Genomic DNA, 23,656 nt, shown 5'->3' with positions numbered 1-23,656 from the left:
TAAGAAACCGCTTCATTGCAGCTCTCCTTCAACCGGCTCTGCGTGCTGCATCCATCGACGACGTTGCTCATCCCGGCCCTAATTTTGACACGCGCGGCGTCCCTGGCCGAATGTCCGCTCTGGGTCGTTAGCGGTCACCTAGTGACGAATGGCAGCTTTCGGCCAAAAGCGGTGATTCCAGTCACTGCGGCGGATTGCTTCTAGCGGAACCACAAGACGTCCCCTTGACCTTCCATGCACCCTCGTCACTTTGGAAGGTCACCACGATAGGAGCGAGGTCACCGCCCAGATGGTAGTAATCGTGCCAAAGACCATCCTTGAGCACCCCGGAGACTGTGTCCGGCGGCCCGCCCATAGTTGCGTTGACCTCCGCTTGATCCATGCCTGCTTTTACCAGCGAGCATCGCTTGGCCCTCTCTGAGTATTCCCTCGGATAGCACGCCGCAAGCGTCAAAACTGCTGCCAAGGCAACCAAAATTCGCCCCATGTCTCTTCCTCGGATCGGTTCGCTGACGGCGGCACCACCACGCACGCCCCCCGTTGACCGCTTTCGCTTGAGCTACTTGGAACGGCCTTGGGCGTAGTGTGAGGCACACCTAGGGTCGCTCGCGAATGTCCGCTTTGGGTCGGAAGCGGACACCCGGACCGCATGTCTGCTATGGGCCATAACTGGACGTCGGGCAACCTGGGTTCGGGCCATCGCGTATCCGCCGCTAGGAATTATTGCGGTCCTGATACTCCTCAGCGTCAGCACGCATGGCCTTCTTAAACTCGTCGAGAGTGCCGTAGCAGAACCAACCGGGATAAGTGCCGTCGGCACACGTATGTGGTGACCACACCAGATGCACGTTGACATAGCGGCCGTCCTGTAAGACGGCTACAACATCGTCGTTGTCTATACGTCGTCCGACAACACGTGCACCCAACCCATGGAGAGGATGCTTTTGTGAAATCTCTCGCTCGAGTTGATTCTGGACGCCAGGCGTCTCGGCCGCGTACCAAGGCTCCGCCCAACCAATCTGCGCCAAGGGGTTGTCCATGGATGCAGCATATAGAAATGTCCGCTATGGGTCGAAAGCGGTCACTCAGGCTCGATGCCCGCTATCGGGTACCCGCTATGAGCCGTTAGCCGACGCACCACGCGAGTCATGGCCAGGCGCCCGTGCTTTAGCTTTTAGCTATCCCGAGAACGATCGGCTTCCTGCAAAGCTTGCTTTGCAGCCCCCATCAAACGCCCGGGCGAAAGCCCCCTGATCGAAGCGACCCGCAAGGTGATGCCCCAGCGTTGTGTGTTTCAGACTTTTTTCCCAAAAAAGTTTGGAACACACAACGTTCGGGCGGCGCGCTAATGATGGTGCCGCGCTCTTTCGCCAATCATGGTGCCGCGCGCTTTCGCCGCTTGCGCGCGTAAGCAAGTCGCTACGACAAATCGTGGAGGAGCCGCCGCGCCCTTCAGTGGCTGTCGGGCTGTGCGCTCGTCCCACCATCAGCTTCCGCATGCGCGCGACTTTGCGCGAATTCCGGGAAGGTCTCCGCCAGCGGCGCTTCATCCGGCAAGACGTAGAACACCCCGCCTCGCTCGAACGTCGGCGCCATGACCTGCTCGTAAAAGTCGGGCGCGACGTTGATGCAGCCGTGCGTGATGCGGTTGTCGTCGGGGGAGGGCGATGCAAGACGTTCGGGGCGTTTCTCCGCCGGCACGCCCGTCGCGGTCGGATGGATGGAGACCGCGGAATCGTAGTCCACCCACAGCACGCGCCCAGCATCCGTCGACGGGCCGAAGCCGCCCACGAAGCGACCGGCAGGCGTCGTGCGATCACGGCCCGGAATTTCGCGAAGCGCGAGACCGGCGATTCCGGGGGCCACGTGATCGCCGGTCGCCGAGCCAAAGAGCGCAGGGGCCGCGCCGCGAAGCCGGCCGTCGCCGCCGAACACCAGGATCTGTGCAGCGGCCTTGTCCATGATCGCGAACGGATAGCCTTGGCTGTCGCTGCTTGCGACAACCCAGCCCGCGAGCGCAATCACCGTGTCGGACACTTCCTGGCCTTCCGGAAGCTGGTCGACGGCGGATACGGGTTGCGCGACGTCATCCCCGGCGTGGGCCACGCCGAAGCTCGCAAACGCCAGCGTCAATACCAGCGCGCTACAAGCGGACCGGATCGCAGGGTGGTTGCACATGCCGATGGGTCGGCTCCTTGAAACGAGGTCAAGAAAAGAGACCCGTGGCCAGAAAGGCCGACCGGGTCCCCGGGTTCACACCGTTCGTCACTACAACTGCGACTAACCGCGCGGCTTGCGGGCCGGCGCCGTTTCGAGCTGCTGGACGCGGCCTTCCAACTGATCCAAACGTTGATTGGCCTGCTGAGCCGCCTGATTGGCGGATTCGGCGCTCTGCGCTGCGCCCTGCACCTTGGTGTCGAGCTGATCCAGGCGCGAGTTGATTGTTGCGAACTCGGTGTCGTACGTCTTGCAACCGGCAAGACCCAGGGTGGCGACGAGCGCCACGCCGAGCGTACGCGAGATGGTCAGATGCTGCTTGGTCGGAAACATTCCAATCCTCCTTGGCTGGGGCTCTGTTTTTCGGAGCCATGACACGCATTCAGTTGACGCTGGAATGCGTCGATGGACCGTGAAGATTTGGCGACGGATGTGAGTCGCGGTTCGATTGCAACAAGCGCCATGCAAACGCGAGCTGAACTGATGCGGTCGGCCCGCCAATGATGGGCTTGCTGCAACGCGCGTCAGTCGTCGCTTTCCGCCGCTTCGCGACCCTGCTGCCGGATCACCGCCTCCTGCCGCGCATCCTCGATCGACATCAACACCGCCCCGACATCGGCTTCATGCTCGCTGAAATGGAACTTGCCGGTGAGCACGGTGTCGGGCTTCAACTCGCCGGCCTCGAACAGCGCCCACATCTCCTCGCCGTAATGCAGCATGTCGAGCTCCGGCGCGAAGAACGCCAGGGCAGAACGCAACTTGTTGACGTCGCGCAACAACATCGCGCGCGCATGATTGTTGCCGGCCGCGCTGACTGCCTGCGGCAGATCGATGATCACCGGCCCGTGCGCATCCACCAGCACGTTGTACTCGGACAGATCGCCATGGATCATGCCCAGGCACAACATGCGCACGACCTGGCGCACGAGGAAGATGTAGTACTCGCGCGCACGCTCCGCATCGAGCTCCACTTCGCCCAACCGCGGCGCACTGTGGCCCTCGCTGTCGACGACCAACTCCATCACCAGCACACCGTTGAAATATCCGAACGGCCGGGGCACGCGCACGCCGGCCGCGCTGAGCGCGTACAGCGCATCGACTTCCGTGTTCTTCCAGGCTTCTTCCAACGCCTTCTTGCCGAACTTCGTCGCCTTGCCCATCGCACGCGCCTGGCGGCTGCCACGCACCTTGCGCCCTTCCTGATACTGCGACCGCGCCTGGAAACTACGCTGCGCCATGTCCTTGTAGACCTTCGCGCAGCGCAGCTCGTCGCCGCACCGCACGACATACACGGATGCTTCCTTGCCGCTCTTGAGCTGGCGGACGACGGCGTTCACGACGCCGTCGTCGAGCAGGGCTTGCAGACCAGCGGGGGTTTTCATGGGCGCGCACGGAGAACGGGCGCGCATTATCCCCCTTCTTACCTGGCGGCAGGCTTGGGGTCGTCGGACGGATGATCGACGATGTACAGCCAACGCCCATCGATCTTCTTCTGCACGTCGACGAACCGCCCGTTCTCCACCATCTCCGCCTTGCTTGCCTTGTCGACCAGCGTGATCGCGTACGTCCCCCACGCCACGCGCGTGTCGCCCATGGCTTCCCCGCCGATCTCGCTCAGCGTGGCGTCCTTCACCGTCATGGTCGCCATGTAGTGCGCAAACCCGTCCCGGATCGCCGCACGTCCCTTGGCCATCGACCCACCGGGGAACCAGATGATCGCGTCATCGGCATAACAGGCCGCGACCGCATCGGCGTCGTTGGCCTTCATCGCGGCGACGAAGCAGTCGCCCGCCGACACCGGGTCAGCAGCAACGGCGACGCCCGTCGCCAACGCCAGCCCACAACAAAAGATCGCTGCGCCCAATCGGTTTGGTGCACGCATTGCGGCATCTCCAGTCATTGCGGGCGCCCACCGCCCGTAATCGGCATACGCCAGACCCGGCGACCAGCGGCCATGCCAGGTGTCGACAACCCCGAAGCCGCCAACTTCTGAAGTTACGCCGAGGCGTTCCCTGATATCCGGCTTTTGGCCGCGATGGACAGTATCGCTGTCGATGCCATTGCACGACGGCGCCATCGACGCGATCCGACAACAACTCGAATGCATCAGCATCGGCGAGCGCGTTTCGCTCATCGTGATCGGTTGCCTGACGCGAACGCAGCACGACGCAATCCGGGCCTTCCGCGCATCCCGCAACTTGCCAGGCGCCGAGTCTCCGGAAATCGTCTATCTCGGTCGACACCACTTCGCCAGTCGATCGAAGCAGGGCTATACCGTCGAGGACCTGCTGCGACAAATCGACGCGGGTCTTTCAGCAGACGCCGTACCTTTCATTCGCGGTTCGATGACGTCGCTGATGGCAAGCCGGCCGCGCGATGACGGATATGGCAAACAGGTCCGGGACCACGCGGTCCTCGAACTCACCGCGCGCAAGCCGCGCGTGGAGTTGTTTTCCGTCATCCCCAAGGGGGATGGACGTTAGAAACGACAAGGCCCCGAGATCATCGGGGCCTTGAAATGGGGGCGAACCACCGGGTAACGGAGATCAGTCCGGCTGCCGATCGCCTTGGGTGGAAATTTATTCCGGAGGGCTGAATTGGTCAAGTCGCAGTAGCGGCTGTGGCGACAATGATCGGCTCCCTGCAAAGCTTGCTTTGCAGCCCCCAACGACGGCTCGAGCGAAAGCCAATTGATCGAAGCGACCCGCAAGGTGATGCCCCAGCGTTGTGTGTTTCAAACTTTTTCCCCAAAAAGTTTGGAACACACAACGTTCGGGCGACGCGCCAATGCTGGAGTAGCGCGCTCTACTACAGACAAAAAAAAGGGCGACGCTCTCGCGCCGCCCCTTGTGTTCAAACTTGCGCTGCGAATCAGTTGATCAGACGCAGCGTAAACGGATAGCGATAGGCAGTGCCTTCGTTCGCCTTGATCGCGGCGATGATCGTCAGCACCAGCGCAGCCAGCCCGATCAGGAACATCAGCACGAACCCGATGACCACGAGGATCAGGATCGCCGAGATGACCATCGCGATCGTCACCGTGATCTGGAAGTTCAACGCTTCCTTCCCCTGGTTGTCGACGAAGGGCATCGTCTCCTTCTTGATCAACCAGATCACCAACGGCCCGATGATGTTGCCGAACGGAATGACCAGGCCCACGAGCGCGGACAGATGCGCAAACATGGCCCACTGACGCTCTTCCTGCGAAATGCCCGACGAGGCGGTGTTGGTCGGATCGATGTCGTTCATTGCGTGCTCCCCTCAAGGTGGATCGCGCCCCGCACTGGCGGCCGGAACCTCACTCTAGCTCCCGGCGCGCCCGCGTCAAGCGGATGGGTGGTTGGAATGCGTGCCGCCGATCACCGACCCGCGACCTGGTCCCGGTCGAGCCGGTCCAGGCGCTCGTCGAGCGGCGGATGGGTCTTGTACAACTGCGCCAGGCTGCCCGAACTCGAGCCGGCGGCCATCATCTTCTGCAACACCGCGTACAGCGCCAGCGGGTCGTAGCCCGCGCGCGCCAAGTAGACCTGCGCGGCATGGTCGGCGTTGTATTCCGCGCCGCGATCCAGGCTCGTGGCCATGATCGTGGCGCCGTGCTTGGCCACGTATTCCTTCGCCATGCTGCCGGCGATCCCGCCGCCGACGGCGACGTTGGACGATGCGGCATTGGTCAGCGCTTCCTGCGTTTCCTGTTTCTGGATCACGTGGTAATGATCGCGCTGCACGATGTGCGTGAGCTCGTGGCCGATCACCGCGGCGACTTCTTCGTCGTCGCCGAGCAACTCGTACATGCCGCGCGTAATCAGGATGTAACCGCCGGGTGCGGCGAACGCGTTGATCTCCGGCGTGTCGATGACGCCGAAGCTCCAGGGCAGATCGGGGCGCGAGGTCTGCGAGGCCATCCAGCGGCCGACGCGATTCACGCGCGCCTGTGCTTCCGCGTCGTCCCAAAGCTTCGCGGCGCCCAGGACGCGGCCCGCGATTTCCGGGCCCAGCGCGGCTTCTTCGGCGGCCTGTTCGGTTTCCGACTTGCCTTGCGCCGCTTCGGCGACATCGGCCGCCGAATCCACCGGCGCCGGCGCACCGACGCCGACGGCCGACAACAAGCCACGCGCGAGCGAGAAACCGGTGCGCTTCTGTTCCTGCGTCGCCTTCGGCTTTGTGTCGGCAACGGGCTTGAACTCGTTGGCCAGTGCGACTTGTTTCGCCTGCAGGCCCTTCGCATTCGCATCCGACGCGGCCGCCTGCGGCGCGACGCGGTTGGATTCCAGTTGCGCCATCTGCGCGGCGTCGTAGCCGGCGGACTTCAGGTCGCTTTCGTCGATGCCGCGCACGCCCGCGGTTTCCGACACGCGGCCTTTGCCCGCCTTGCCGGTGAACAGCGTGTTGCTGGTGCTGCCGGCCTTCGCGTATTGCATGCGCACGTCGTTCACGCGCACGAACCCATTGCCGCCCGCAGGCAGGCCGATCTGGAACCACAGGCCTTGCTGGCCCGCGACGGTCACCTGTTCACCTTTTTTGAGCGTGGCCACGGTGGGCGACTTCAGGTCCGCCGCGCCGTGCACGTCGACGCTGGGTTTGTGCACCGTCGCGGTTTGCCCGGCGGCGAAAGCGGCCGCGCTGCACAGCGCGAGCGCGCAAATCAGGCTCAGTCGTTGGAAGGCTCGGTGTTGCATGCATCAGCTCCGGCACGTGGCACGTCTGACTGCATGAACGGAATTTCCCGTGAAAGCGGCCACTCTTCCTGCCGATCCAGGGCGTTGCCCAGCGCTTCACGCAAGCGCAAACGTTCGCCGCGATGGCTGTCGTCGGCGTTGTCATCGAGCTCGGAGGTGACGACGCAAACCTTCACGGTGCCGTCGTCGTCGAGGCGATCGTTGTGCGCATTCAGATGGTCGTAAAGCGCGCCCAGGTCGTGGCGCGCGCGCTGCACGGCTTCGGCGCGAGTGCTGCCTTTCCAGACGAGCACCATCAGATCGTCGAGCGTTTCGTGCAGCCAACTCTTGCGTTCGACGACACCCTCGAGCATGACCGCGTCGCTGCCCGCATACAGGAAGCGGCGAAGGCGGCGGCGATATTCGCGACGGCGGCGAATGGCGGCGTGTTCGTCGAGCGAGGGATACACCGCGAAGCGCACGCGCGCGAACACCATCCAGCGGTCTGCGTCCGGATCGAACTCGGGCAGGAAGTCCGCGTTGCCGACCGCGCGTCCGCGTTGCACGCCCGCGTACGTGCGGCACAGACCGAAGCAGAGGCTGACGAAACCGATGCTCGCGAAGATGTCGAAGAACACGCCGAAGAACGTCAGGCCTGCGTACGCGAGTGCGAGCAGCAGCAGGTTGGTCGCGACGAAGATCGAGTCGATGTCGGTCGCCGGTTCGCCGCGCCAGAACGCGAAGGCGGTGAGGACGACGAGGATCCCCGCGAGGAAATACTTCAGCGACGCGGGCGGGAGCCAGATCGCGCTGTTGTCCACGAGCGCGGCGACGGCCTCGGCATGGATTTCCACGCCGGGCATCTGCATGTCGACGGGCGTGGGCTTGGCGTCGTTGAGGCCGGAGGCGGTGTAGCCGACGAGCGCGATCGCGTTGTCGAATTTCGGCAGCGCCTCTTTCGCCTCACGGCACACCGGCTTGCCCGTGATCAGGTCGGCAGCGCTCGCGTAACGCAAGCGCGAATCCGACCGCCAGTTGATCCGCACGGACGCGGGGAACGACGCCATCGCGCGTCCCGTGTCGTGCGCCGCCAATCGCAGGGTGAGCGAGGGAATGCCCCAGCCGCCAGCGTTCAGGCGAAGCGGCACGTCGCGCAGGATGCCGTCCTCCGAACGCGTGATGTCGATCAGGCCGCTGTAGGTGCGCATCGCCTCGCCATAGGGAAACAGCACCGCGAGCGGCGGCCCGGGCTTGCGCGCGTTGCGTGACAACGGGAACGCGCCCGGAAACTTCGACGCTGGCGTCGCGCCCACCGAGGCATCGAAGTCGGAATGCAAGCGCGAAGCCGCGAAGATGAAACGTCCTTCACCGCCCTCCGCCATCGTGTTGAGCGAGCCGTCGCCGTCCGGATCCTTCGTCGAGCGATCGGGGAACTGCACGTCGTAGCCGACGGACTTCACGCCTGCGAGATCCAGCGCTTCGAGCAGATCCGCGTGGCGTTGCCGGCTCCAGGGCCAGCCGCCTTCACCGTGTTGATCGAAGTATGCGATCGAACAGTCGTCGATCTCGACCACGATCACGCGCTGCGAAGCCGGCGGCTCAATCGGCCGACTCTTGATCACCTTGTCGAACACCGCGTTTTCCGCCGCGGCGAGCGAGCGATCCCCATTCCAGTCGTAGACGAGCCACAGCACCGCGCCCAACGCGAGCAGGGGATAGAACACGAAGCGCACGCGCAACGCGAGCCACGCGAGCGGGCGCTTGTACGCACGCTCCAGCCGGCCCCAGCCATCGATGAACTTCTGCGCCGAGGTGGCCATGACGGCGTCGATGACGCCGAGAAGGGTGCGCGAGCGTCGCTTGCGCCGGGCCATGGCTCAGTGTTTCCGGTCGACCGCCGCGCGGCCCAGGGCCGCGAGGGCTTCGGCTTGCGCGCCAAACGGGGCGAGCGCATCGCGCATCGCGTCGGACAAGGTGGACAGCCGCGCGCGCGTGGCATCGAGGCCGAGCAGCGCGGGGAAGGTGGCCTTCTGTTGCGCGGCGTCTTTGCCGGCGGTCTTGCCGAGCGAGGCGCTGTCGCCTTCGACATCGAGCAGATCGTCGCGCACCTGGAACGCGAGGCCCAGTGCATCGGCGAAGGTGTCGAGCCTTGCACGCGTCGATGCATCGACGCCGGCGGCGATTGCGCCGAGTCGCACCGATGCCCGCAGCAGCGCGCCGGTCTTCATCGCGTGCAGGCGTTCGAGTTCGGCGACGGTGATTTTCGCGCCCCCGGTCGCATCGATGTCGAGCGCCTGGCCGCCGCACATGCCGGCGACGCCGGAGGCGCGCGCGAGTTCGGCGAGCATGTCGACGCGGCGCTGCGCATCGGCCGGCGCATGCGCCAGCACATCGAACGCGAGCGACTGCAGCGCATCGCCCGCGAGGATCGCGGTGGCTTCGTCGAAGGCGACATGCACGGTGGGCTTGCCGCGGCGCAATGCGTCGTCGTCCATCGCGGGCAGGTCGTCGTGCACGAGCGAGTAGGCGTGGATGAGTTCGACGGCGACCGCCGGGGCGTCGAGTGCGTCGAGCGTTGCGCCGAATGCCGTGCCCGCCGCGTACACCAGCAGCGGGCGCATGCGCTTGCCGCCATCGGTGGCGGCGTAACGCATCGCGGCGTGCAGGCGTTGCGGCGCGGTGTTCGCGTCGGGAAGCGCGGCGGCGAGCGCTGCGTCGACGCGCGCGCGCCAGACCGCGAAATCGGTGTCAGGCATCCGGAGACGGCGCGCCGAACGGTTCGGCGTTGTCGGGCTGTTCCGGATCGCTGAGCAGGCGCACGCGCAGTTCCGCCTGTTCCAGCGCAGTCTGGCATTTGCGATAGAGGCCCACGCCGCGTTCGTACGCAGCGAGCGATTCCTCGAGGCTCATTTCGCCGTGTTCCATCTTCTCCACCAACTGTTCGAGCTGGTCGAGGGAGGCCTCGAAATCGGCGACCGGGGACGGCGGGGTGTCGGGCGAGGGTGCCATGCGTGCAAGTGTGCGGTGCGCGTATGACCGGGTCAATCGGCGGCGGGCGGGATCCACTGCAGGCGTGCGTCGTGGCGGCGCAACCAGGCGGCGAACGGCGCCGACACCAGGCCCTCGCCGGCGGCCAGGACGGTGTCGTCGCCATCGACCAGCAAGGGCAGGCATTCGCGCGACCACGGCGGCAGGCCTGCGTCCTGCAACGCGTGCTTCAGGCTGTGCGAATGGGTGCGGCCGGGCAGTGCGATGCGTTCGCCGCCGCGGCGCAGGCGCACGCGCAGCGGGGTGTCGAAGGCCGGCGCGCCGAGCAAGGCGAGCGTGCCGCCGTCGGGAAGGATCATCGGCATGCGGCCATCCCAGACGTCGGACCAATCCGGCGGCAGCGTTGCGGGAACCGGTGCGGCGCGCCAGAGATCGCGCCAACGGCGGAGTTCGGCGCCGGCCCATTCGAAACGGAAGTCGGTGTCGGGCGCGTTGGTCGCAAGGTCGCGTTCGATCTGCGCGATGCCTTCGGCGGGCAAGGGCGGCAGGCCGCGTTCGAGGATCCAGCGCCGCAACGCACGCGCGCGACGCGCGGCGGGCAACGCGCGCAAGGGATCGATCGCGAGCACGCGCGGGTCGTCGGTGCGGGCCTGCGCGAGGGCCTGCGCGTCGTCGTCGGCGAGCAGCGTGGCGGCTTGCGCGCTCAACGCGGCGGAGCGGGCGAGGGCGGCGTCGGCGTGCGGCCAGCGTTCGCGCAGCAGCGGCATGATCTTGTGGCGCAGGTAGTTGCGGTCGTGCGCGAGGGTGTCGTTCGCGGGGTCTTCGATGAAGTCCAGGGCGTGGGTGGTCGCGTATGCGCGCAAGGTCTCGCGCGGAATGTCGAGCAAGGGACGCCACAACCAACCGTTCGCGAAGGGCCGCAGCCGACGCATCGCCGCCAGCCCATCGGGGCCCGACGCACGCAATGCACGCAAGAGGAAGGTTTCCGCCTGGTCGTCACGATGATGGGCGAGCGCGAGCAGCGCGCCGTCGTCCATTTCCGCCGCGAGTGCCGCCTGCCGCGCTTCGCGCGCCGCCGCTTCGAGCCCGAGCTTCGACTTGCGATCCACGACCACGTGCGCGACATGCAGCGGCACGCCGAGCGACGCGCACACGCGTTCGCAATGCGCGGTCCATGCGTCGGCCTGGTCGCTCAAACCATGGTGGATGTGGATCGCGCGCAGCCCGCGTTCGCGGACCTCACGCATCGCCGCGAGCGCGTGCAATAGGACCGTGGAATCCAGCCCGCCGCTGTACGCGACGAAGATCGGGGCGTCGCGCCCGACGTCGGGCAACGCAATGGACAGCTTGGTGGCGGTCGACATCGCGCGACCGCCGCCCTCAGGCGTGTTCCGGTTGGGCGGTGCGACTTTGCAGCGCGCGCTTCGCGATCTCGACCCAGGCGCGCTGGTCGCGCTGGTAATACTTCGGCGCAAGCGATGCGCGCTTGATCACTTCTTCGAACACCGCCGTGGCGCGCGCCGTGTGTCCGCGGCGCTGCAGCAACTGCGCGTAGCGCACGCGCGCTTCTTCGCCCGGGAAGCCTTGCACGACCGCTTCGTATTCTTCGAGCGCCTTCTCGACATCGCCGCTGCCTTCGACGGCGCGCGCGTAGAGCAGGTGACCGTCGCTCGATCGATAGTTCGGGTTCGCGACGATCAGCGCTTCGAGCGTGGCGCGTGCTTCGATGGCCAGATCCAGCGCGAACTGCGCTTGCGCCAGGCCGAGCATCAGCGTCGGGTCGGTCTTGTACATGCCCGACAACGAATTGCGATACAGCTCCAGCGCCTGTTGGTAATCGCCGCTGGCCATGCTCTGTTCGGCGAGGCGGCGGCGGTTTTCCAGCGTGTCGGCGATGTCGAGCTGGCGCGCGGCGCGGCGCTTGCCGTGTTCGGGATCGACCTTCTGGCGCACGTTCTGCGCCACGCGGCGCGCGACGGGATCGCGATGCAGGTTGGGCAACACTTCGGCGAAGAAATACACCGCGATCCCCAGGAACGAGCCGATGAGGACGATGTAGATCCAGTAGTGCGGGCGGCCGCTGCGGACCACGTGCACGGCGCACGCGATCTGCAGCAAAACGGACAGGACGATCAATGGCATGGCGGCGGGCTCCCCTCCCGACGACGGATCAGGCGACTTCGTACGCCCCGTAGGACCGCAGGCGTTGGTAGCGGCGTTGCACGAGTTCGTCGGCCGGCACCCCTGCCAGCGCGTCGAGTTCGTTGATGAGCACGGCCTTCAGGCGCGTGGCCATCTGGCGCGGATTGCGGTGCGCGCCGCCGGTGGGCTCGCGCACGATCTTGTCGATCAGGCCGAGTTCCTTCAGGCGCTTGGCGGTCATGCCGAGTTGTTCGGCGGCGTCCTTCGCCTTCTCCGCGGTCTTCCAGAGAATCGAAGCGCAGCCTTCCGGCGTGATCACCGAGTACGTGCCGTATTCGAGCATCAGCGTGCGGTCGCCGACGCCGATCGCGAGCGCGCCGCCCGAACCGCCTTCGCCGATCACGGTGCAGATGATCGGCACGCGCAGTTCCGACATCTCCAGCAGATTGCGCGCGATGGCTTCGGACTGGCCGCGTTCCTCGGCATCGATGCCCGGCCAGGCGCCGGCGGTGTCGATGAAGGTCAGGATCGGCAGGCCGAAGCGTTCGGCCATCTTCATCAGGCGCAGCGCCTTGCGATAACCCTCGGGCTTGGGCATGCCGAAGTTGCGGCGGATCTTGGCCTTGGTGTCGCGGCCCTTCTCATGGCCGATGACGACGACCGGGCGCCCGTCGATGCGGGCAAGCCCGCCGACGATGGCGTTGTCGTTGGCGAACGCGCGATCGCCGGCGAGCTCTTCGAACTCGTCGCAGATCACGCGCAGGTAGTCGAGGGTGTAAGGCCGCGCGGGATGGCGCGCGAGCTGCGAGATCTGCCACGGCGAGAGGTCGCGGAAGATCTGCGCGGTGCGCACGCGCAGCTTGTCCTGGAGGGCGTGGACTTCGGCATCCACGTCCACCGCCGAGCCCTGGCTGGCGTGGCGGAGTTCCTGGATCTTCGCTTCCAGGTCGGCGATGGGCTGCTCGAAATCGAGGTAGTTCGGGTTCATTGGCGAGCGCTGGGCGGCCACGTGAAAGGCAAGGTGGGGGAGTGTAGCCCACGGTGCCGGACCGTACCGAGGCGTGCGGATGGGTATGCTTCACGGATTCGGAAAGGGGCACGCATGGCACGGGATTGGCGCGGCTGGGTGGCGTTGGGGTTGTTGGCGGTCGCGGGTTCGGCGGAGGCCTGTTACGCGGTGCCGTCCGTGTTCCAGGTCGCGCCCGGAATCCTGCACGTGCCGCCGGACGGCTGGCGCGGTCGCGATGCGTGGGCAGCGCGGCCCGTGGACGAGCCACTCCCGTCGTCCCGCTTGCAGAGCACGCGCTCCACTTGCGAAGGCGAGTTCGAGTTCGCTTCGGGGCTGGCGTTGCCGCACTCCATCTGGCGAGGCCGGTCCCAACACGCCTGGACGCTGACGGCAACCCGCGATCGCGATGGATTGCATATCCCGTTGCAGCCGGGCGACCGCGTCTACGGATTGGGCGACAAGGCCGGATCGATGGATCGTCGCGGGCGCATCTTCACGCTGTGGAATACCGACGCCTATGCGTGGGATGCGGCGCGTGATCCCTTGTACAAGTCGATTCCCTTCCTGATCGTCGAGCGCGAAGGGCGAGTCTTCGGCATCTTCGTCGACAACGTCGAACGCATGATGATCGACGTCGGCAAGACCCAAGCCGATGTCCTGACCATTACGACGACCAGTGGATACGCCGATTGGTACCTGATCGACGGGCCCACCCCACGCGAGCTGCTGCAACGCTACACCGCACTCACCGGCCGCACGCCGCTGCCGCCGAAATGGGCGCTCGGCTTCCAGCAATCGCGTTACACATACGTGCCCGAAGCGCGCGTGCGCGAAGTGGCGAAGACCCTGCGCGACAAACGCATCCCCGCCGATGCGATCTGGCTCGACATCGGCTTCCAGGACGCGAACAAGCCGTTCACCGTCGACCGCAAGGCCTTCCCCAACTTCGAAGGCATGCTCGGCGACCTGCGCAAGGACGGCTTCCGCACGGTGCTGATCACCGACCTGCACATCGCGAAACAACCCGGTTATGCACCGTACGACAGCGGCAAGGCCATCGATGCGTTCGTCAAACGCGGTGGCGAGGATTACGTCGGCAAGGTGTGGCCCGGCGACAGCGTGTTCCCCGACTTCACCCGCGCGCAGGTGCGCGAGTGGTGGGGCGGGTTGTACACCGACTTCGTGCGCATGGGCGCGGCGGGGTTCTGGAACGACATGAACGAGCCGTCGGTGTTCGACGGCCCCGGCGGCACGATGCCCGACGACGTGGTGCATCGCTTCGACGACGGCACCACGCGCACGCATGCGCAGCTGCACAACGTGTACGGCATGTTCAACGCGCGCGCGACGTACGAAGGCGTGCTGAAACTGCAACCGGATGTGCGGCCCTTCGTGCTGACGCGCGCTGCATTCGCGGGGACGCAACGTTACGCAGCGACGTGGACCGGCGACAACACCGCCGACTGGGCGCACCTCGCGCAGGGCGTGCCGAACATCCTGAGCCTCGGGTTGTCGGGCATGGCGTTGGCGGGCGACGACATCGGCGGGTTCATCGGTTCACCGCCTGCGGATTTGCTGACGCGTTGGTATCAACTCGGCGCATGGCAGCCGATCTTCCGCAGCCATGCGGCGACGGATACGCGCGATCACGAGCCCTGGGTCGACGGGCCGGAACACGAAGCGTTGCGACGCGCGGCGATCGAACAACGCTATCGGTTGATGCCATACCTGTACACGGCAGCCGAAGAGAACGCGCGCACGGGTGCGCCGATCACGCGGCCGGTGTGGTTCGAATTTCCGACGGCGGGCGGAAGCGATCGCGACTTCCTGTTCGGCCGCGATCTGTTCATCGCACCGGTGGTGACCGAGCGCGTCGATCCGCACGTCGTGCAGTTGCCGCCGGGCACGTGGTACGGGTTGAGTGACGGAAAGCGTTACACCGACAAGGTGACCTTCGATCCGGTGCCGCGCGACGTGCCGGTGTTCGTGCGCGCCGGTGCGATCGTGCCGATGCAGCCGGTCGTGCAGCACATGGGACAGACGCCGGATGGCCCGCTCGAAGTCCACGTGTGGTGGCCGGAAGCGGGAACGCCTTGCGACGGCGCCTTGTACGACGACGACGGAACCTCGTTGGCCTTTCAACGCGGTGCATACCTGCGCCTGGATTTCGATTGCCGCGTGAAAGGCGACACGCTGATCGTCGAAGCACGGGCCGAGCATGCGAAGTTCGACCCGTGGTGGAAAGCGATCGATGTCATCGCGCATCGCCCGGATGGAACGACGCGCACGCACCGCATCAAGGGCGCGCGCACCGACTGGCGCGCGACGCTGCGTTAACCCGGGTACGTCAGCGGCGCGCCCGGCCCGACGGGCCAACCGAACGCGATCCACACCGCGAACATCACCGACCACGCGATGCCCAGCGCGATGGAGTAGGGCAGCATCGTCGACACCAGCGTGCCGAGTCCGGCCTTGGGTTCGTAACGCTGGAAGAACGCGATGATCAGCGCGAAGTAACTCATCATCGGCGAGATGATGTTGGTGACCGAATCGCCGATGCGATAGCCGGCCTGCACCATCTCCGGGGCGTAGCCGAGCAGCATGAACATCGGCACGAAGATCGGCGCCATCAGCGCCCACTTCGCGGAGGCCGAGCCCAGGAACAGGTTCGCGACGGCGGTGATCGCGATCAGCCCGAGGAACAAGGGGATCGCCGGCAACTGCAGGACCTGCAACAGGCCCGCCAGTTTGACCGCGAGGATCAGCCCGATGTTCGTCCACTGGAAGCACGCGACGAACTGCGCCATGAAGAACACCAGCGCGATGTACGGGCCCAGCGCGGCCATGCTTGCGCCCATGCCGCGGATCACGTCCGCATCGCTGCGCAGCGTGCGCGCGCCCACGCCGTACGCGATGCCGCAGACCACGCCGTACGCGAAGATGATCCCGACGATGCCGCGCAGGAAGGGCGAGTCGAGCACGCCGCCGGTTTCGGTGTTGCGCAGCAGACCGTCGGCGGGCACGACACCCCATGCGGTCAGCGCGCTGAGCGCGAGCGTCGCGTACAGCGCCCATCGAAGACCGCGGCGTTCGTTCGCGTCGGGTGGCGCGATGGTGTCGCCTTCGACGTCGAGGGTGGACGCCATGTCGAATCGCGGCGCGACGTGGCGTTCGGTCACCCAGGTGGCGACCGCGACGACGAGCAGCGTCGAGGCCATCATGAAATACCAGTTGGCCGCCGCGTTGACGGTGTAAGCGGGATCGACGAGCCGCGCCGCTTCCTGCGACAGCCCCGACAACAAGGGATCGATCGACCCGAGCAACAGGTTCGCCGAGAACCCACCCGACACGCCCGCGAATGCCGCCGCCATGCCGACGATCGGATGCCGCCCCGCGCCCTTGAACATCAACCCCGCGAGCGGAATCAGCAACACGTACCCGATCTCGCTGGCCATGTTCGACATCACGCCAGCGAACACGACGACCGGCGTCAACGCCCAACGTGGCGCCGCGAACACCAAGCGACGCAACGCCGCACCGATCAACCCCGAGTGTTCCGCGACACCGATGCCGATCAGCGACACGAGCACCGCACCGAGTGGCGCGAAGCCGGTGAAGTTCGGCACCAGGCCGGTGAGCAGGCGATGCAGGCCTTCGCGCGAGAGCAGGTTGACCGCGCGGATCGTTTCGCCGGTGGCGGGATGCGCGGCGGAGACATCGAACCACGTCGCGAGCGAGGAGGCGACGATGACGCAGAGCGTGAGTAACGCGAACAGTGTTGCGGGATGCGGGAGTGCGTTGCCGCCGACTTCGACGATGTGGAGGAAGCGGTCGGTGAGAGAGCGCCGCGGTGCGGCGCTTTGCGGGGAAGAGGACATGGCGGGATCGATTCGGGGGAGTGGCGAGTCGAACGCCGCGGGCGTGTGTGTCGCAATTGTCCTTTTGGGCAAATCGTTGCGAAAAAAAGCCACGCCCCTCGTCGAGGGGCTTGGCCATTGCACCGCATCAGAAGGAGATGCTCCAGCGGTCGATGTAACCGACATCGCCGCTGGCCCCATCGGCGACCGAGAGCGTCCAAGTTCCGTTCATCGGCTCGGCGCTCAAGTCGACCGTGTAGGTCTGGTCGATGTTCGGCGTGGAGTCTGAGGTCTGTGGCTGCAAAGTGAATTCGGTGCCAACAGGCGAACGCAGACGCACCCTGAGATCGCCCCGATACGAATGTACGATCTTGACGTAAACAGGCACGTTTGCAGGGGCATTTCCGACGCGCCCTGACACGGTGACCCCGCTTTCTGCGGGCGGCGGCGAGATAATGTCATTGTCCAGAATGTTGACGTCGGTATCGTTGCTATAGGTCGATACCCCACTGACTTGCGAATCGGTTGCCTTGAAGACTTCGGCGCCGTTGCTCGGCGCCCCCGTGGCGCTAACAGGCGTGATGCCAAGGACCAGGAAGAAGTCCCTGTCGTCGTTTTGAATCAGGTGCGACCTCGCGGTGGCGCTGGCGATTGGAGTGCGCATCGTGCCGGCCGCATCGGTGGCGCGGTACCACTGGAAAAGGTGTGCGCCTTCGCCGTCGCCGTCGGGATCGTGAAAGCCCTGCGGCATGCCCGTCAGCGTTTCGCCAATGAGAACGGTGCCAGTGATTGTCGGGGGCTGCATCGTGGGCGCGTGGCCGATGGGCGGAGCGGCAACCGCGCTCGACGTCACCGCGCTGACGGCCGCGCCTTCGAACGGTTCAACCAGGCTCACCGGAATCACTTCGAACACAAGCCACACGCCGACATCGGCTTCCGTGATCGTGAACTGCAAAGCGGTCGCCCCATCGATGGCAGTTCGCTGCGTGCCGGCCGCATCAGTCGCGCGATACCACCGGTAACGATGCGTACCTTCACCGTCGCCGTCGGGGTCGTTGAACCCGTTTGGTACGCCAGTCAGCGTTTCGCCGATAGCGACGTTCCCATTGATGGTGGGAGGCTGCATTGTTGGCGCTTGGCCGACGGGCTGAGCGGCCACTGCATTCGCGGTCACCGTGCTCACGGCGACACCGTCGTGCGGGGCAACGAGGCTGACCGGAACAACTTCGAACACGAGCCACATGCCTACATCGGCCGACGTGATCACGTACTGCAGCGCGGTCGCCCCATCGATCGCCGTCCGCTGCGTGCCCGCAGAATCCGTCGCGCGATACCACTGGTAACGATGCGTGCCTTCACCGTCGCCATCTTCGTCGTTGAAGCCCTGCGGCGTGCCGGTCAGCGTTTGTCCGACGGCGACCGTGCCCGTAATCGTCGGCGCCTGCATGGTCGGCGCCTTGCCGGTTTCGCCGACGCCATCGGTGACGACCGACGCGCTGACCAGGGAAACGGTCACACCTTCCGCTGGCGTGCCCGTGGCCGCGACGGGCGTGACGTCGACGACGAGATAGTTGCCGACATCCGCGGCAGCGATGGTGTAGGACAAGGTCGTCGCGTTGGCGATGATCGTGCGCTGCGTACCGGCGGCATCGCTCGCGCGATACCACTGCACGCGCGTGGCGCCTTCGGCATCGTTGTCCGGATCGGTGAAGGTGTACGACGCGGTGACGACGCTGCCGACATTCAACGCGCCCTGCATCGCAAGCGCGCTGGCCACCGACGCCTGGCCTTCCACCGGCGCTTGCTTCAACTCGCGGACGATCTCGAAGGCCTGGCGCGCTTGCCCACCGCGCGTGTCGCGCGCGACGACGGTGACGTGGAGTTCTTCGGTCACCGGCTGCGCAGGCGCGGCCAGCGACTTCTGTGCCGAGACTTCTGGCGCGAGCTCCAGGTGACTGTTGACGATGCGGAAGCGGTTCGCATCACGCCCTTCGAGCGACAACGTGGGCGTGCCGACGCCGCCGGTCACGATCAGCCCGTGCGCCAACGTCTGATCGGCGGCAAGCGTCATACGGACCAATGCCCCGCCGACGAAGACCAGCGGATGCGCCTTCAACTGCTTTTCCATCACGATGCGGTGCTGGCGTTCGACCGGTGCGAGCGCGCGGGCCGCGATGTCGTTGCGCCGTGCGACGTTCGACGATTCCAGCTGTTGGGCCAACGATTGGCCGAAGCGATAGGTGAACTGCATGTCGATGCGGTGGTTGATCTCGTGGCCCGTGCGTTCGTGTTCGAACGCCAGCGAAATCAGCGGAATCGGCGTGTAGCCGATCTTCGCCGACCACACCAGCGGGTCGGTATGCAGATTGCCGCTGTCGAACACGTCGACGGCATCGCCGAGCCATTGCGAGGCTTTCAGTTGGAAGTCCAGCGAAGGCAGCACGCCCGGCGACCAGGCGGCGCCCAGGTCGTAACCATTGGCCACGCGTTCTTCCCACCGGTCGCCATCGACCGGCGCATCGCGCCACTTGTTGGAGATGCCTTGATAGGCGTTCGAGAACATCCGCCACTGCTGCGTGGCCGCTTCCACGCCGACGCTCGCGCGCTGCGCGCCCGAATCGAAATCGCGGTCGTAGAACAGGTTCGTGCCGATCAACCACGCCTTGTCGACGCTGATCCAGCGGTAGATCAGGCCCGCGTTGACGGTGTCGCGGTCGCCTTCGTTGTGCGCGCCGATCTGGCCGAGCCAATGGTGGCGCGTGCCGTTGCCGTACAACTTGCCGACCGTTGAGAGGTCGTAGCGCAGCAGGCCGCTCGCGTGGTCGTAGGTGATGCCACCCTGCAGGCTGCCGAGGAAGGGAAGATTGTTGTCGCCGACGAAGGAGACGGCTTCACCGAGCGCCGCGTTGGCGCCCTGCGAGATCACCGAATCGGCGCTCGCGCTGCGGACCTCGGTGTCGTCCTGCTGCCCGGTGTGATCGAACGCGAAGGGGTTCTTCGCCGGCAACGCCGGGGCGATGAGCAGACCGATGAGAACGGCGGCGGTGGCGCGGGAAAGCGGATGGAGCTTGGGCGTGCGAGTGCGGCGCGTCATGGCGGCCCCCTGCAGAAGGAAGGCCGCGATGATCTAGATCGTCCACACAGGGCGATATTGGAACGGGCCGCCATGTGGGGCAGACCGTTCTCCGATTGTTCGAATGACGTTTACAACGCGCGCTTTGAGACGCGACTGCCTTACGAGGCCCAGGGCTTCGCCAACGCAAGCCGCACCGTGCGAACACCGGGAATGCTGCGCAGCACGCCCGGCAATCCGGCATCCGCGCGCACGCCCTGGCCGCCGTTGATGCTCAGGCGCCCGACGGCGGTGGACGTGATCGCTTCCAGCAACATCGGTGTCGCGCCCGGCAGATAGGGATGCAGCGCTTTTTCGAAATGCGCGAGCGCGTCCTTCTGACGCAAGTCGAGCTTCACCGACAATCGTTGCGCGTACTGGCTGCACACCTGTGTGAAATCCCAGCAGCGCTTGGCGCGCAGCGAGAAGCCGCCGCTGAATTCGTCTTCGCGCAGGCCGCCTTCGATCACGAGGATGCGGTCGCGCGTGAGCAACTGCGCGAAGTTGTAGTACGCCTCGGCGAAGAACGCGCATTCGATGCGGCCGCGCCCGTCTTCGAGTTGCACGAAGGCCTGGCTGTCGCCGCGCTTGCGCATGCCGATCACCTGGCCGGCGATGACGACCGCCATCTCCGGGCGCCAGCCCTTGCGCTCTTCGTCGGGCCGCTCGCTCCACATGCGATCGAGGTCGCTGAGATCGTGGCCGACGAGGCCGCGCAGTTCTTCGCGATAGGGATCGAGCGGATGGCCGCTGAGATAGTGGCCGAGGGTTTCGCGCTCGCCCTGCAGTTTCTGCAGGAGCGACCATTCCTCGGATTCGGGCAGCGACAGATGCAGCGCGGGTGCTTCGGGCATCGCGCCGAACAGGGACACCTGGCCGGCTTCGCGTTCCCGCGCGAGCTGGTCGGTCGCCTTCAATACTTCCGGCAACTGCAACATCAGCGAAGCGCGATTGCGGCCGAGCGCATCGAGCGCGCCCGCGTTGACCAGCGCTTCGAGTGCGCGGCGATTGAGCTTGGAACCTTCGACGCGCTTGCAGAAATCCAGCAGATCGATGAAGACGCCGTTGCGGTCGCGTTCTTCGGCGATCGCTTCGCACACGCCGCGGCCGACGCCTTTCACCGCGCCCAGCCCGTAGCGGATCGTCTTCGGATCGATCGCTTCGAACATGTACACCGACGCATTGACGTCGGGCGGCAACACCTCCAGCGACAAGGTGCGCGCTTCGTCGAGGAAGCCGACGACCTTGTCCGTGTTGTCCATGTCCGAGGACAACACCGCCGCCATGAATTCGGCGGGGTAGTGCACCTTCAGCCACGCAGTTTGGTACGCGACGAGCGCATACGCGGCCGAGTGCGACTTGTTGAAGCCGTACTCGGCGAACTTCTCCATCAGGTCGAAGATCGACGACGCCACGCGCGGCTCGACCTTGTTCGCCGCCGCGCCGGTTTCGAACTTGACGCGCTCCTTCGCCATTTCCTCGGGCTTCTTCTTGCCCATGGCGCGGCGGAGCAGGTCGGCGCCACCGAGCGAATAGCCCGCCAGCACCTGCGCGATCTGCATCACCTGTTCCTGGTACACGATCACGCCGTAGGTCGGCGCGAGCACGGATTCCAGCAGCGGATGCGGATAGCTGACTTCGGCGTTGCCGTGCTTGCGATCCACCCAGTCGCGGTCCATCCCCGAGCCGAGCGGGCCGGGGCGGAACAACGCGGCGAGCGCGATGATGTCTTCGAAGGTGTCGGGCTTGGCGCGCTTGAGCAACTCGCGCATGCCGCGGGATTCGAACTGGAACACCGCGACGGTGTCGCCGCGCGCGAACAATTCGTACGTCGGTTTGTCTTCGAGCGCGAGCGCGGTGATGTCGAGCGGCGCTTCACCGGCAATGGCGCGGCGCAGGTTGATCGCCTTCACCGCCCAATCGATGATCGTCAGCGTGCGCAGGCCGAGGAAGTCGAACTTCACCAGGCCGATGGTTTCGACGTCGTCCTTGTCGAACTGCGTGACGGGGTTGCGGCCGCGGCCGCCCTCGTCGTGTTCGGCGAACAGCGGGCAGAAGTCGGACAGCGGGCTCGGCGCGATCACCACGCCGCCGGCGTGCTTGCCGGCGTTGCGCGTCAGGTCTTCCAGGTCGCGCGCGAGCGAGAGCAGATCGCGCACGTCGTCTTCGGCCGCGTTGCGCTGCATCAGCTCGGCGGAGGCGAGCTCGGGGTTCTTGCGCGCGGCGTCGGATTCGCCGAGTGCGTCGTCCAGGCTCACGCCCAGCGTGAGCGGGATCAGCTTGGCGATGCCATCAACGAAACCGTAGGGATGGCCGAGCACGCGGCCGGTGTCGCGCACCACGGCCTTCGCGGCCATCGTGCCGTAGGTGATGATCTGGCTGACGCGGTCGCGGCCGTATTTCGCGGCGACGTAATCGATCACCTCGTCGCGGCGGTCCATGCAGAAGTCGATGTCGAAGTCGGGCATCGACACGCGTTCGGGGTTGAGGAAGCGCTCGAACAGCAGGTCGTAGGGAATCGGATCCAGGTCGGTGATGCCCAGCGCCCACGCGACCAGCGAACCCGCACCCGAACCGCGGCCAGGGCCCACGGGAATGCCGTGGTCCTTCGCCCAGTTGATGAAGTCGGCCACGATCAGGAAGTAGCCGGGGAAGCCCATCTTGATGATGACGCCGAGTTCGATTTCGAGGCGTTCGAAGTACGACTCGCGCGTGTGGCCGGCGGCGATCGGGGCCTTTTCCAAACGCTTGGTCAAGCCTTCGCGCGCCTGCACGCGCATCCAGCTGTCCAGCGTTTCGTCGTCGGGCACCGGGAAGGCGGGCAGGTAGTACGTGCCCAGGCGCAATTCGAGATTGCAGCGCGTGGCGAGCGCGATCGCGTTGTCGAGCGCATCGGGGACGTCGGCGAACAGCTCCGACATCTGTTCCGAGGACTTCACGTACTGCTCGGGGCTATAGTCCTTCGGGCGCTTGGGATCGTCGAGCACGCGACCGGTGGCGATGCACACGCGCGCTTCGTGCGCGTCGAAGCCGTTTTCGTCGAGGAAGCGCGCGTCGTTGGTCGCGATGACCGGCACGCCGCGGCGCGAGGAGGCATGCAATGCGAAGGCGTTGAACGCGTCTTCGTGCTCGCGCGCCGTGCGCGTGATTTCCAGGTGCAGGCGTTCGCCCGTGGCTTGCTGCCACTGCGCGAGCCATTGTTCGGCGAGGTCGTGCTTGCCTGCGAGCGCGAGGCGCCCGGCTTCGCTGTGCTTGCCGGCGAGCAGGAACAGACCGTTGTTCGCGTCCTGCAACCACTGCGGGCGCACGACGACGCCATCGTTGCGATGGCCTTCCATCCACGCGCGCGTGAGCAGGCGCGAAAGACTCAGGTAACCATCGCGATCACGGCACAACACCGTCATGCGCGTGGGCGCTTCGTCGCCGTCGGCGAGCAACAGGTCGGCGCCGGCGATCGGCTTGATGCCCGCGCCTTCGGCCGCCTTGTAGAACTTCACCAGCCCGAACAGGTTGTTCTGGTCGGTGATCGCGACCGCCGGCTGCCCTTGCGCCACGCAACGACCGACCAGGTCCGGGATGCGGATGGTCGAATCGACGAGCGAGTACTCGCTGTGGAGATGCAGGTGGGCGAATGCGGACATGCCGGGACGTTCGAAGGCGTCTCGGCAGGTTAGGG

At 65.8% G+C, this 23,656-nt stretch carries 18 protein-coding genes; 2 read left to right on the top strand and 16 right to left on the bottom strand.

Going from position 1 to position 23,656, the window contains the following annotated elements:
- Nucleotides 1–713: 713 nt before the first annotated feature.
- From GN331_RS14115 to GN331_RS16595, 5 genes are all read right to left on the bottom strand, one after another.
- On the bottom strand, nt 714–1,040 hold the full coding sequence (locus tag GN331_RS14115) for a hypothetical protein (RefSeq protein ID WP_156642909.1): 327 nt from the start codon (nt 1,038–1,040) through the stop codon (nt 714–716).
- A 412-nt stretch (nt 1,041–1,452) separates the two neighbouring features.
- Nucleotides 1,453–2,178 carry a hypothetical protein gene (locus tag GN331_RS14110; protein ID WP_231734503.1) on the bottom strand — a complete coding sequence of 242 codons (726 nt, stop codon included), beginning with the start codon at nt 2,176–2,178 and terminating at the stop codon, nt 1,453–1,455.
- A 102-nt stretch (nt 2,179–2,280) separates the two neighbouring features.
- The gene (locus GN331_RS14105) at nt 2,281–2,550 is read right to left on the bottom strand and encodes a hypothetical protein (RefSeq protein WP_156642908.1); all 270 of its coding nucleotides are present in this window, start codon (nt 2,548–2,550) and stop codon (nt 2,281–2,283) included.
- Between the two features lie 191 nt (nt 2,551–2,741).
- The gene (locus GN331_RS14100) at nt 2,742–3,599 is read right to left on the bottom strand and encodes a PA4780 family RIO1-like protein kinase (RefSeq protein WP_156642907.1); all 858 of its coding nucleotides are present in this window, start codon (nt 3,597–3,599) and stop codon (nt 2,742–2,744) included.
- Between the two features lie 38 nt (nt 3,600–3,637).
- The gene (locus tag GN331_RS16595) at nt 3,638–4,099 is read right to left on the bottom strand and encodes a YybH family protein (protein WP_197427148.1); all 462 of its coding nucleotides are present in this window, start codon (nt 4,097–4,099) and stop codon (nt 3,638–3,640) included.
- A gap of 172 nt (nt 4,100–4,271) precedes the next feature.
- On the opposite strand from GN331_RS16595, the gene GN331_RS14090 reads away from it, so the two are divergent.
- A complete protein-coding gene (locus tag GN331_RS14090; RefSeq protein ID WP_156642905.1) occupies nt 4,272–4,700 on the top strand; it encodes a hypothetical protein in 429 nt (142 codons plus the stop codon).
- Nucleotides 4,701–5,088: 388 nt separating this feature from the next.
- Here the strand turns inward: GN331_RS14090 and GN331_RS14085 are convergent, their stop codons facing one another.
- The 8 genes from GN331_RS14085 to accA all read right to left on the bottom strand — a co-directional run bounded on the left by GN331_RS14085 (nt 5,089) and on the right by accA (nt 12,990).
- Nucleotides 5,089–5,466, bottom strand: coding sequence for a DUF4870 domain-containing protein (locus GN331_RS14085; protein ID WP_156642902.1), 378 nt, complete (start codon nt 5,464–5,466; stop codon nt 5,089–5,091).
- A gap of 110 nt (nt 5,467–5,576) precedes the next feature.
- Entirely contained in the window at nt 5,577–6,893 is a 1,317-nt protein-coding gene (locus GN331_RS14080) for a M48 family metalloprotease (RefSeq protein ID WP_156642900.1), read from the bottom strand.
- On the bottom strand, nt 6,866–8,746 hold the full coding sequence (locus GN331_RS14075) for a CHASE2 domain-containing protein (protein WP_156642898.1): 1,881 nt from the start codon (nt 8,744–8,746) through the stop codon (nt 6,866–6,868). The genes GN331_RS14080 and GN331_RS14075 overlap by 28 nt, the downstream gene beginning before the upstream one ends.
- Nucleotides 8,747–8,749: 3 nt before the next feature.
- Nucleotides 8,750–9,628 carry a polyprenyl synthetase family protein gene (locus GN331_RS14070; RefSeq protein ID WP_156642897.1) on the bottom strand — a complete coding sequence of 293 codons (879 nt, stop codon included), beginning with the start codon at nt 9,626–9,628 and terminating at the stop codon, nt 8,750–8,752.
- The gene (locus tag GN331_RS14065) at nt 9,621–9,881 is read right to left on the bottom strand and encodes an exodeoxyribonuclease VII small subunit (RefSeq protein ID WP_156642894.1); all 261 of its coding nucleotides are present in this window, start codon (nt 9,879–9,881) and stop codon (nt 9,621–9,623) included. The genes GN331_RS14070 and GN331_RS14065 overlap by 8 nt, the downstream gene beginning before the upstream one ends.
- Before the next feature lie 32 nt (nt 9,882–9,913).
- Nucleotides 9,914–11,224: a tRNA lysidine(34) synthetase TilS gene (gene tilS, locus GN331_RS14060; protein WP_156642892.1), complete on the bottom strand. Its 1,311-nt coding sequence runs from the start codon at nt 11,222–11,224 to the stop codon at nt 9,914–9,916.
- A gap of 16 nt (nt 11,225–11,240) precedes the next feature.
- Complete coding sequence (locus GN331_RS14055) at nt 11,241–12,002, bottom strand: tetratricopeptide repeat protein (protein WP_156642890.1); 762 nt, start codon at nt 12,000–12,002, stop codon at nt 11,241–11,243.
- A gap of 28 nt (nt 12,003–12,030) precedes the next feature.
- A complete protein-coding gene (gene accA / locus GN331_RS14050; protein WP_156642888.1) occupies nt 12,031–12,990 on the bottom strand; it encodes an acetyl-CoA carboxylase carboxyl transferase subunit alpha in 960 nt (319 codons plus the stop codon).
- A 114-nt stretch (nt 12,991–13,104) separates the two neighbouring features.
- On the opposite strand from accA, the gene GN331_RS14045 reads away from it, so the two are divergent.
- Entirely contained in the window at nt 13,105–15,348 is a 2,244-nt protein-coding gene (locus GN331_RS14045) for a TIM-barrel domain-containing protein (RefSeq protein ID WP_156642886.1), read from the top strand.
- Here the strand turns inward: GN331_RS14045 and GN331_RS14040 are convergent.
- From GN331_RS14040 to dnaE, 3 genes are all read right to left on the bottom strand, one after another.
- Nucleotides 15,345–16,889 (bottom strand): AbgT family transporter, encoded by a 1,545-nt coding sequence (locus GN331_RS14040; protein WP_156642884.1) that lies wholly within the window; start codon nt 16,887–16,889, stop codon nt 15,345–15,347. The two genes, GN331_RS14045 and GN331_RS14040, sit on opposite strands and share 4 nt — an antisense overlap.
- Nucleotides 16,890–17,016: 127 nt before the next feature.
- The gene (locus tag GN331_RS14035; protein WP_156642882.1) at nt 17,017–19,962 is read right to left on the bottom strand and encodes an inverse autotransporter beta domain-containing protein; all 2,946 of its coding nucleotides are present in this window, start codon (nt 19,960–19,962) and stop codon (nt 17,017–17,019) included.
- Nucleotides 19,963–20,102: 140 nt separating this feature from the next.
- A complete protein-coding gene (dnaE, locus tag GN331_RS14030) occupies nt 20,103–23,621 on the bottom strand; it encodes a DNA polymerase III subunit alpha (protein WP_156642880.1) in 3,519 nt (1,172 codons plus the stop codon).
- Nucleotides 23,622–23,656: the final 35 nt, after the last annotated feature.

The organism is Noviluteimonas gilva, assembly GCF_009740395.1.
Classification (GTDB): Bacteria; Pseudomonadota; Gammaproteobacteria; order Xanthomonadales; family Xanthomonadaceae; genus Noviluteimonas; species Noviluteimonas gilva.
This window is presented reverse-complemented; position numbering and strand designations above follow the sequence as displayed.